The 10,255-nt window shown below is 43.1% G+C and carries 11 protein-coding genes and 1 pseudogene; 9 read left to right on the top strand and 3 right to left on the bottom strand.

Features of this window, described 5'->3' with window-relative positions; genetic code table 11:
• The first annotated feature begins 210 nt into the window (after positions 1-210).
• Positions 211-921 (top strand): cell division ATP-binding protein FtsE, encoded by a 711-nt coding sequence (locus QZ735_RS08260; RefSeq protein ID WP_294246773.1) that lies wholly within the window; start codon positions 211-213, stop codon positions 919-921.
• Positions 922-925: 4 nt separating this feature from the next.
• Here QZ735_RS08260 and QZ735_RS08255 read toward each other — a convergent pair whose 3' ends face one another.
• From QZ735_RS08255 to QZ735_RS08245, 3 genes are read right to left on the bottom strand one after another with little or no spacing between them, the layout of a single operon-like run.
• Entirely contained in the window at positions 926-1,621 is a 696-nt protein-coding gene (locus tag QZ735_RS08255; protein WP_294246769.1) for a methyltransferase, read from the bottom strand.
• Complete coding sequence (locus QZ735_RS08250; RefSeq protein WP_294246766.1) at positions 1,621-3,075, bottom strand: HAMP domain-containing sensor histidine kinase; 1,455 nt, start codon at positions 3,073-3,075, stop codon at positions 1,621-1,623. Before QZ735_RS08250 ends, QZ735_RS08255 begins: the two co-directional genes overlap by 1 nt.
• Complete coding sequence (locus QZ735_RS08245) at positions 3,056-3,661, bottom strand: riboflavin synthase (protein ID WP_294246763.1); 606 nt, start codon at positions 3,659-3,661, stop codon at positions 3,056-3,058. Before QZ735_RS08245 ends, QZ735_RS08250 begins: the two co-directional genes overlap by 20 nt.
• A gap of 49 nt (positions 3,662-3,710) precedes the next feature.
• Here QZ735_RS08245 and pdxA point away from each other — a divergent pair, with 49 nt between their 5' ends.
• The 8 genes and pseudogenes from pdxA to QZ735_RS08205 form a co-directional block, all read left to right on the top strand.
• Entirely contained in the window at positions 3,711-4,802 is a 1,092-nt protein-coding gene (gene pdxA, locus QZ735_RS08240) for a 4-hydroxythreonine-4-phosphate dehydrogenase PdxA (protein WP_294246759.1), read from the top strand.
• A gap of 83 nt (positions 4,803-4,885) precedes the next feature.
• Complete coding sequence (locus tag QZ735_RS08235) at positions 4,886-5,410, top strand: DUF177 domain-containing protein (protein ID WP_294246758.1); 525 nt, start codon at positions 4,886-4,888, stop codon at positions 5,408-5,410.
• A 59-nt stretch (positions 5,411-5,469) separates the two neighbouring features.
• Positions 5,470-5,673 (top strand): 50S ribosomal protein L32, encoded by a 204-nt coding sequence (gene rpmF, locus QZ735_RS08230; RefSeq protein WP_002976251.1) that lies wholly within the window; start codon positions 5,470-5,472, stop codon positions 5,671-5,673.
• 127 nt (positions 5,674-5,800) lie between these two features.
• Complete coding sequence (accB, locus tag QZ735_RS08225; protein ID WP_294246756.1) at positions 5,801-6,283, top strand: acetyl-CoA carboxylase biotin carboxyl carrier protein; 483 nt, start codon at positions 5,801-5,803, stop codon at positions 6,281-6,283.
• A gap of 92 nt (positions 6,284-6,375) precedes the next feature.
• Positions 6,376-7,731, top strand: coding sequence for an acetyl-CoA carboxylase biotin carboxylase subunit (gene accC / locus QZ735_RS08220; protein WP_294246753.1), 1,356 nt, complete (start codon positions 6,376-6,378; stop codon positions 7,729-7,731).
• A 246-nt stretch (positions 7,732-7,977) separates the two neighbouring features.
• The gene (gene rocD, locus QZ735_RS08215; protein WP_294246750.1) at positions 7,978-9,225 is read left to right on the top strand and encodes an ornithine--oxo-acid transaminase; all 1,248 of its coding nucleotides are present in this window, start codon (positions 7,978-7,980) and stop codon (positions 9,223-9,225) included.
• Between the two features lie 2 nt (positions 9,226-9,227).
• Entirely contained in the window at positions 9,228-10,007 is a 780-nt protein-coding gene (locus QZ735_RS08210; RefSeq protein WP_294246747.1) for a glycosyltransferase family 2 protein, read from the top strand.
• Positions 10,008-10,011: 4 nt separating this feature from the next.
• Positions 10,012-10,255, top strand: a pseudogene (locus QZ735_RS08205) (hypothetical protein); the annotation flags it as partial.

The raw sequence follows: 10,255 nt of genomic DNA, 5'->3' as shown, positions 1-10,255 counted from the left end.
AGTTTTGGCTGCGAGAAGAGCTAAAGGCAGAAAGAGCTTAACAGTAAGTGCATCACGCGCTAAGAGATAATCTCTTTATTATCATCATATACAAATCATGCTTGAAAAGGTTTTTTTCAGGCATTTTTTGTTGTTAAAATTTGCCAAAACCCGAGGGATTTCGTCTTCTTTTTCCTATTTTTAAATTCTGAATTTTTATACCACTGAACTATGCCACATACCCATATTTCCGGAGACAATATCATCAGTCTGCAGCATGCAAAGATTGCCCAGAAAAACTTTACCGTCCTTTCTGATGTGAATCTGAACATCAAAAAAGGAAGATTCTGCTACCTGATCGGGAAAACAGGTTCCGGGAAAAGCTCGCTTCTGAAAACACTGTACGGACATATTCCCCTGGTTGCCGGGCACGGGGCCGTAGTAGGATTTGACCTGGCAAAACTAAAAGCGTCCGACATTCCCAACCTCAGAAGGAAACTGGGAATCGTATTCCAGGATTTTCAGCTGCTCTCCGACAGGACGGTTGAAAAAAATCTGAAGTTCGTACTGGAGGCTACAGGATGGAGTGATAAGGAGAAGATCGAGGAGCGCATCAATGAAGTACTGGGAAGCGTGAATATGAAGAGCAAGAAGCATAAGATGCCCCATGAGCTTTCCGGCGGTGAGCAACAGCGTATCGCTATCGCCAGAGCCCTGCTGAACCACCCTGACCTCATTCTTGCCGATGAGCCTACAGGAAACCTGGATCCCGAAACTTCCAATGAAATCATGACATTGCTCAAACAGGTAGCCCTTGAAAACGGAGCTGCCGTAGTAATGGCCACCCACGATTATCATATGATCCAGAATTTCCCCGGGGAAGCCATTCGCTGTGAGGACGGAAAAGTTTCCGTGCTGGATACCGCAGAATTATTCGAGTAGATTTTTATTTACGGAAGACATGAAACTCCTTTGTGAGTTCAAGATATTGGTCCGAGTATTGTCTCGGACTTTTTTCTATAATGAATTCAGATTCCTCAAGCTCTCGTTCAACATTTGAAAATTCCAGCAGCAGCCTTTTGGGATCGGCATACGTTATTCCTTTTATGCTGATCCTCCGGATGAGAAACAGCCCGTTTTTTCCGGTTTCTTTAATGAATCCCTCTCCTGCTTCCACCGGAATAATTACAGATAAAATCCCACCCTCTGACAGCAGTTCCGATGATTTCGAAACCAGCTGTCCGAAATTCAGTTCCACCGTCTGCCGTGCCACCTTGTCCTTTTCAGAATCTGATGCTTCAAAATACGGAGGGTTGGAAACGATCAGATCAAACTTTTCTTCCGTAATAAAATGCTTGAGATCCTGATGAACGGCCTGTAACCGGCCGGAAAAAGGCGAATGCCTGAAATTAAGCCCGGCCAGATCAGCAGCTTCTCTGCTGATATCGATAGCCAGAAAGCCAGCGTCAGGATTTCTCTGGGCCAGCATTAATGAAATCAGACCCGTCCCGGTTCCTATTTCCAATACGTTTAAAGCATGATTACCATCGGCTAAAGCGCCAAGCAATACGCCATCGGTCCCTACCCTGAAAACCTCTTTCGATTGCTGAATTTCAAACCGTTTGAATGTAAATGCTTTCACTATAAATTGGTAGGAAGTGTGATGGTGAAGGTAGAACCTTTTCCTACTTCTGATTTCACGGTAATTTCCCCTTTATAATCTTCCACCATTTTCCTCACCATTGACAACCCGAGTCCCATTCCGCTGTTCTTGGAAGTAAAATTAGGCTCGAAGATTCTTTCATGGATGTTTTCAGGAATTCCGATGCCGTTATCCTGCACGGAGATTACCACTCTTCTCTGATATTGCTCAATATCAACATTGATGATCATTTTCCGCTCCTCACTTTCCGCCTGCCTGGCATTGGTTACCAGATTGGTGATAATGCGGGAGAGATACACCTTATCCATGGTAATCATAATGTTGCTTTTATTGGCATGCACAAAAATGCTGTCATCAGTAAAGACCCGGAGAATATCCTCGATTTCGCCGTTAAGATTAATGACTTCATTGTTTTTTTCAGGAAGTTTGGCAAATTCCGAAAACGCAGAAGCAACGGTCGCAATGACATCAATCTGGTCCACCATGGTTTTGCTCATCTGCTTTACTTTTTCCCTGACATTCGGGTCTTCAGGATTGAATTTTCTTTCAAAGTTCTGTATCGTCAGCTTCATCGGCGTCAATGGGTTCTTTACTTCATGCGCCACCTGCTTGGCCATTTCCCGCCATGCTTCTTCCGAAGCTTTGAAACGAAGCCTTTCTTTCTGATCCTGAATCTGGAGGATCATCCTGTTGTAAGCCCGTGCCAGCGCATTAAGCTCATCATTTTTGTAATACCGGATCGGACGCATCTCATTTTCAAATAAAGTGATCCGGGTAATCATATCCGAGAACTTCGTTATATTTTTTGCCAGGCTGTTAGACATGACCCAACTCAGCCATACGCTAAAGAGTATCAGGACAATATCAACAATAACAATGTATTTTACATAAACGTTAAGAACGTCAAAGTAAGCTGATTCATCATGGTATAAGGGAATATATACAATGGCAATAGGTTCGAGGTCATTATTTTTCAGGAGCAGGTAAGAAGAGGTAAGCACTGCATCTTTGGAGGCATCATATCCTTTGATATCATACCGTGTGCCTGTGGACAAAACCTTGTTGATGATATCCAAAGGCACCTTTTTTTGCTTTACCAGCTGCTCTTCCTTATTGGACAGCAGGTAATTCCCATGAAGGTCGTACAGAATAATATCGTGCTGATTAATATCCGCAATTTCGTAAATTTTATTAGACAGCACCGGTTTCAGATCCCGGGTTTCCACACGCGTCCTGCTTACCGCATAATCCAGATACCTCATAACCGCACCGGTTTTCTCCTGCATATCGGTACGGCTGGTCTGTACGGAATTTTCTCTTAATACAAAATACGGGACCAGCGAAGATGCCACCACGCTTAAAAGACATACCAGAAGGAACCCGAAAAACACACGGTTCCGTAAGCTATATCCCTTATATATACTTGTTGACATTCTGTTTATTAATTAACCTAGCAATATACTTACCAATTATATCAAATTCCAGATTAACCTGATCCCCGGCAGTCAGATGTTTCATATTAGTGAATTCCCAGGTATAAGGAATGATGGCCACCGAAAAACGGTTTTCTTCACTTTTGGCTACGGTAAGGCTGATCCCGTTTACGGTAATGGACCCCTGCGGAACCGTCACAAAATCTCCCTGTCCGTTATAGGAAATGGTAATGAAATAGCTTCCGTCCTTATTTTCAATGCTCACGACCTCTCCGGTATGGTCCACATGCCCCTGAACGATATGCCCGTCCAGCCTGCCGTCCATTTTCATGCAGCGCTCAAGGTTGACCACCGTTCCGGTTTTCCATTTTCCGAGGTTGGTCTTTTCCAGGGTTTCATGGATAGCCGTTACCACGTACTGCGGACCTTCAGTTTTTACCACCGTAAGGCAGCAACCGTTATGGGCAAGGCTCTGATCAATTTTTAATTCATCAGTAAAAGGGCAGGATAAAGTAAAATCTATATTGCTTCCGTTCTCTTCTATCTTCTCTATAACTCCCACCGCTTCAATTATTCCTGTGAACATATTATTTTTTGCTAAATTTGTAGTTTATTAATCTTCAAAGATAATCAAAATGAGCCCAAAAAACCATAAAGTAAGAGTAGGAATTTCAATAGGAGATTTCAATGGCATCGGTCCGGAAATCATCATGAAATCCCTTTCGGACAAAAGCATCACGGATTTTTTCATCCCTGTTATTTTTGGGTCGGGAAAATTATTTACCTATCAGAAAAATATTTTCAAACTCAATATCAACTTCAATTATATCAATGAAGCGTCCCAGGCACAGGAAGGAAAGCTGAATATGGTAAACCTGGTGAAAGAGAATTCAATGGTGGAACTGGGTACCCCTACCGAAGAATCTACCAAAATGGCTATTGATTCACTGGAAGCAGCTACGGAAGCGCTCCTGAAAGGGGAGATTGACATTCTGGTAACGGCTCCTATCAATAAAGACGAAATGGTAAAAATGGGTTTCAAGCATGCCGGCCATACCGGGTATTTTGAAGAAAAGTTCAATAAGAAAGGGCTTATGTTTTTGGTAACGGACGACCTGAAAGTTGCCGTCCTTACCCATCACATTCCTATTTCCCAGGTAGCGGAAAATATTTCGAAGGAGAAAATCAAAAAACAGGTAAAGCTGCTGAATCAGACGCTGATCGAAGATTTCAATATTACAAGGCCTAAAATTGCCGTATTGGGGCTGAATCCTCATTCCGGAGACGGCGGCGTGATCGGGAACGAAGAAATCGAGATCATTGCTCCGGCCATCAGGGAACTTTCGGACAACGGAATCCTGGCATTCGGGCCGTTTCCTGCGGACAGTTATTTCCAGCCGGGAAAATACAGGAATTTCGATGCCGTCCTGGCCATGTATCACGATCAGGGGCTGGCGCCGTTTAAGACCCTGGCTTATGAAGAAGGAGTAAATTATACGGCAGGATTGCCTTTTATCCGCACCTCTCCCGACCATGGCACAGCCTACGATATTGCAGGCAAGAATATTGCGGATGCCCAGAGTTTCACGGAAGCTATTTTTACCGGTATTAAAATCTTCAGAAACCGGAGCGAATACAACGATCTGATGGCCAACCGGATGAAGCCGAGAAGAATGGCTATGGACAACGGGGTGGATGAAGATCTTCCGGATGATGCCGATGCATAAATCCATGAGAGCGGCTGAAATTTATTTGTTTTAAAATTTATTTGTTATTATAAAAAATTTGCATATTTTTGCACACTCATTTTATGGACAAGTTAAGAAACTATGACGTAAGCTTTTCCGGACTGAAAACCGGAAAACACGAGTTCAGGTTTGAGATCGATAAAGAGTTCTTACATTTATTTGACACTGAACAGGAATTTACAAATCCCAGGATCACGGCAGATGTTATATTGGATAAACATTCTACCTTTCTGGAGTTTGACATCAAAGTAAAAGGAACGGTAGAGCTGGTTTGTGACATCACGACAGAAAACTTCGACTATCCTACGGAAAATGAAATAAAGGTCCTGGTAAAATTCGGGGAGGAATATGATGACAGCGAAGAAGATGTTATTACCATTCCGGCAAATGACCATGCTTTCAATATTGCCCAGCTGGTGTATGAAAGCATTGTACTTTCCATCCCGATGAAAAAAGTATCGCCTGATGTAAGTGATGAAGACCTGGCCATACTGGATAAATTCAGCCCGAAAGAGGCTGAAGATGACCAGGAACATGAAAGTGACCCGAGATGGGACGCTTTAAAAAATTTAAAGAATAAAAATTAAATAATTTAATGATGAGATGATGAGTCTCATCGCTCATCAATTAAAAAAGTTATTAGAAAATGGCACATCCAAAGAGAAGACAGTCGTCTACAAGAAGAGACAAGAGAAGAACTCATTACAAAGCTGTAGTTCCTCAATTGGCTAAAGATGCAACAACAGGGGAGCTTCACCTTTACCACAGAGCTCACTGGCATGAAGGAAAATTATACTACAGAGGAAAAGTAGTATTGGAAAAAGAAGTAGCAGCTACTGAAGAAAACTAAGAGTCGATTTTCACCGGAAAACACTCGTTTTAATACAAAAACCGCCCGATTTTAATAAAATTTGGCGGTTTTTTGTTGTTTTTTACGTTTTTTTGGTATCTTTGGGCCCAAATCAAACATCAATTTTATGGACATTAAAGACATACAAAATCTTATTAAGTTTGTATCCAAAGCAGAAGTTTCTGAAGTAAAGTACAAGACTAAAGATTTCGAAATCACCATTAAAACTCCATTAGCCGGAAGTGAAGTTGCCTATGCCCAGCCTGCAGTTTACCACACTGCTCCTCAGCCTGCTGCTGCGCCGGCTTCTGTGGCGGCTCCGGCATCTGCACCTGCAGAAAAAGCAGAAGCGGCTTCTGATGACAGCAAGTATGTAACGATCAAATCCCCGATGATCGGAACGTTCTACAGAAAACCTTCTCCGGATAAAGAGGTATTCATTAATGTAGGGGACGAAGTTTCCAACGGGAAAGTGGTTTGTGTTATTGAAGCCATGAAGCTTTTCAACCAGATCGAATCTGAGGTAAGCGGAAAAATCGTTAAGATCCTGGTAGACGATGCCACTCCGGTAGAATATGACCAGCCTTTATTCTTAGTAGACCCATCTTAAGGAATTCTAGATTAGAGATTATAAATTTTAGATGATGCTTTTCATTTAAAATAATTTAAAATTCAGAATTTATAATTTAAAATTTCAGAAAGATGTTCAAAAAAATATTAATCGCCAACCGCGGCGAAATTGCAATGCGTATCCTGCGTACCTGTAAAGAAATGGGGATCAAGACCGTTGCCGTCTACTCTACCGCCGATAAAGACAGCCTTCACGTAAGGTTTGCAGACGAAGCGGTTTGCATAGGTCCTGCCATGAGCAAGGACTCCTATCTGAAAATCCCCAATATCATCGCTGCAGCAGAAATTACCAATGCCGATGCCATCCATCCGGGGTACGGCTTCCTGTCTGAGAATGCCAATTTCTCCAGGATCTGCCAGAAAAACGGGATCAAATTCATTGGAGCAACCCCTGAGCAGATTGAAAAAATGGGTGACAAGGCCAATGCCAAAGCTACCATGAAAGCAGCCGGCGTACCTTGCGTACCGGGTTCTGACGGCCTGATCGAGTCTTACGAGCATGCTGTAAAAGTAGCTGAAGAAACAGGATATCCCGTCATGATCAAAGCAACTGCAGGCGGCGGCGGAAAAGGAATGAGGGCCGTATGGAAGGCTGAAGACCTTAAAGACCACTGGGATTCTGCCATCCAGGAAGCAGTAGCCGCTTTCGGAAACGGCGGAATGTATATGGAAAAGCTTATTGAAGAGCCGAGACATATCGAGATCCAGGTAGCCGGAGACCAGTTCGGTAAGGCCTGCCACCTTTCCGAGAGAGACTGTTCGGTACAACGAAGAAACCAGAAGCTTACCGAAGAAACCCCTTCCCCGTTCATGACAGACGAACTTCGTGAGAAAATGGGTGAAGCTGCTGTAAAAGCAGCAGAATTCATCGGCTACGAAGGTGTGGGAACCATTGAATTCCTGGTAGACAAGCACAGGAATTTCTATTTCATGGAAATGAACACCCGAATTCAGGTAGAGCACCCGATTACAGAGCAGGTGATCGATTATGACCTGATCAGGGAACAGATCCTTCTGGCGGCGGGAACGCCTATTTCCGGAGTCAACCACTATCCAAAACTTCACTCTATCGAATGCCGGATCAATGCCGAAGACCCTTATATGGATTTCAGGCCGTCTCCGGGTAAAATCACAGGATTGAACATTCCGGGAGGACATGGGGTAAGAGTAGATACGCATGTGTACTCAGGCTATACCATCCCTTCCAATTATGATTCTATGATTGCAAAGCTGATTACGACTGCCCAGACGCGTGAAGAAGCCATTGCCAAAATGAGAAGGGCGCTGGAGGAATTTTATATCGAAGGTGTAAAAACCACCATCCCTTTCCACAGACAGCTGATGGATAATGAAGATTACCTGGCCGGAAACTATACGACAAAATTCATGGAGGATTTTGTAATGGACCGAAAATATGATAATCACTAGGATGATTATTATTTAAATACATTTGGAACCGTCTCTTTGAGGCGGTTTTTTTAATATAAATTTAATATTAATGAAATATCCTCTATGAAGATATTATACCTGTATAGGAAATCCCGATAAGCAATAATTTTCTGAAACTTTTCCTCTGCACCCAAAAACCTCCTCACATTGCTCCGTTTTTCAGTATCACTTTTCTGTTGATCCATCTCATTTATAATGTTTACATTTGCCAAAAAGCAAAAACATATGTCTGCAGCAGAAACACTTAAAAGTTCACAGTATTTTATCGATCTTGAAGACAAGCACGGTGCCCACAATTACCACCCGCTTCCGGTTGTCCTGGACAAAGGAGAGGGCGTTTTTGTATGGGATGTGGAAGGTAAAAAATATTATGATTTTCTTTCCGCGTATTCTGCTGTAAACCAAGGGCATTCCCATCCCAGGATTGTTGATGCACTGGTTGAACAGGCTAAAAAACTTGCCCTGACTTCAAGAGCATTCTACAATTCAAAGCTGGGCGAATATGAGCAGAAGATCACTACCCTTTTCGGTTTTGATAAGGTACTGCCGATGAATTCCGGGGCAGAAGCGGTAGAAACGGCGGTAAAGCTCGCCAGAAAATGGAGTTATGAGGTAAAAGGAATTCCCGAGAATGCTGCTAAAATTATTGTCTGTGAGAACAACTTCCACGGACGTACGACCACCATCGTCTCTTTTTCAAACGATCCGGATGCCAACCAGAATTACGGGCCTTTCACTCCCGGATTTATCAAGATTCCGTACAATGATATTGCTGCCTTGGAAGATGTGCTGAACAGGGAGGCCGGAAGCATTGCTGCTTTCCTGGTAGAACCCATTCAGGGTGAAGCCGGTGTTTATGTTCCGGATGAAGGCTTTCTGAAACATGCCTCCGAACTGTGCAGAAAACACAACGTCCTCTTTATCGCCGATGAAGTACAGACCGGCATTGCAAGAACCGGAAAGTTAATTGCCTGCCACCATGAAGAAGTGCAGCCGGACATCCTGATTTTAGGAAAGGCGCTGTCAGGCGGCATGTACCCTGTTTCGGCAGTATTGGCGGACAATGAAATCATGAATGTGATCAAACCGGGACAGCACGGCTCCACTTTCGGTGGAAACCCGATTGCGTGTGCCGTGGCCATGGCTGCCCTGGAAGTCGTGGAAGAAGAACAACTGTCAGAAAGGGCTCAGGAACTGGGAAAATTATTCCGTTCCGAAATTGAAAAAATCATTGCGAAAAGCACCCTGATTACCAAAGTAAGAGGAAAAGGCCTGCTGAATGCCATCCTCATCAACGATACACCGGAAAGTTCTACCGCCTGGAATATTTGTCTCCAGCTGAAGGAAAACGGACTGCTGGCCAAACCTACGCATGGCAACATTATCAGGCTTGCCCCGCCATTGGTTATTACCGAGGAACAGCTGATGGACTGTGTAAGCATCATTGAGAAAACCATTCTTTCGTTCGAGTAAATATGGCCCTTTCCCTAGCCGTTATCACTTACAATGAAGAAGCCAATATTGTAAGATTGCTGGATGCCGTAAAAGGCATAGCTGATGAAATTATCATAGTAGACAGTTACTCAACAGACAGAACAAAACAAATCTGTCTTGAGCAATATCCGGAAGCCCGGTTCTTTGAAAAAACATTTGAAGGGTACGGAGAACAGAAAAATTATGCCCTCAGCCTGTGTTCCGGAGATTGGGTCCTTTTTCTTGATGCTGATGAGGTGCCGGATGAGGAACTGAAACAATCTGTAAAAAAGATCGTTTCGGCAGACAGCACGGAATTCAGCGTGTACAAAGCAAAATTTGTCAACCATCTCGGAGTCCATATCATCCGGTTCGGAGGCTGGGGCAATGTTACAAGGGAAAGACTATTCCGGAAAGATGCGGCAGCCTATTCTGACGATAAAGTGCATGAATTCCTGGTAACGGACCGGAAAGCCGGGATGATGGAAGGAAAATTAAATCATTATACTTACAAAAGCATCTACCATCATGTCTCCAAGATTAATAAATATTCTGACATGATGGCTGAAAAAATGTTTGAGCGCGGCAAGAAATACCAGAATTTCAAAATCATTATGAGCCCTGTATTTGAATTCATCAAGGTGTATATTTTCAAACTGGGATTTCTTGACGGTTTTGCAGGATTTTATGTCGCCAAGACCATGTCTTATTATACTTTTCTGAAATACATGAAACTGCGTGAGAAAATAAGGCTTATTGAAATCGGGCAGAAATTCTATTGAAAGTATGATTTTGTATAGTATTCTTTGCGCTGTTCTTTTCCTTGTTATCTATTTCCGGCTCTACCTTTTTTTTGTTCCGGAGAACAGGCTGACTATCCTGATGTATCATCAGATTGAAAAGGAAACCCATGAAGACCTCACCGTAAGCCTGGAAAATCTGGAGAAACAATTCCGTTACCTGAGCGAAAAAAAATACAGACCGAAATTTTTCAGTGAAATAAACGTCCCGGCAAGGAAAAGCATTATCA

It is taken from the genome of uncultured Chryseobacterium sp. (assembly GCF_913776365.1).
Lineage (GTDB): Bacteria > Bacteroidota > Bacteroidia > Flavobacteriales > Weeksellaceae > Chryseobacterium.
Note: the sequence above shows the minus strand (reverse complement) of the source record. Positions and strands in the feature narration are given on the sequence as shown.

Excerpts from the sequence above, each read along its gene's own strand:
- QZ735_RS08260 (WP_294246773.1), top strand. The coding sequence starts at position 211 with ATGCCACATACCCATATTTCCGGAGACAATATCATCAGTCTGCAGCAT.
- QZ735_RS08245 (WP_294246763.1), bottom strand. The coding sequence starts at position 3,661 with ATGTTCACAGGAATAATTGAAGCGGTGGGAGTTATAGAGAAGATAGAA.
- accC (WP_294246753.1), top strand. The coding sequence starts at position 6,376 with ATGTTCAAAAAAATATTAATCGCCAACCGCGGCGAAATTGCAATGCGT.
- accB (WP_294246756.1), top strand. The coding sequence starts at position 5,801 with ATGGACATTAAAGACATACAAAATCTTATTAAGTTTGTATCCAAAGCA.
- QZ735_RS08250 (WP_294246766.1), bottom strand. The coding sequence starts at position 3,075 with ATGTCAACAAGTATATATAAGGGATATAGCTTACGGAACCGTGTGTTT.
- rpmF (WP_002976251.1), top strand. The coding sequence starts at position 5,470 with ATGGCACATCCAAAGAGAAGACAGTCGTCTACAAGAAGAGACAAGAGA.
- pdxA (WP_294246759.1), top strand. The coding sequence starts at position 3,711 with ATGAGCCCAAAAAACCATAAAGTAAGAGTAGGAATTTCAATAGGAGAT.
- QZ735_RS08235 (WP_294246758.1), top strand. The coding sequence starts at position 4,886 with ATGGACAAGTTAAGAAACTATGACGTAAGCTTTTCCGGACTGAAAACC.
- QZ735_RS08210 (WP_294246747.1), top strand. The coding sequence starts at position 9,228 with ATGGCCCTTTCCCTAGCCGTTATCACTTACAATGAAGAAGCCAATATT.
- rocD (WP_294246750.1), top strand. The coding sequence starts at position 7,978 with ATGTCTGCAGCAGAAACACTTAAAAGTTCACAGTATTTTATCGATCTT.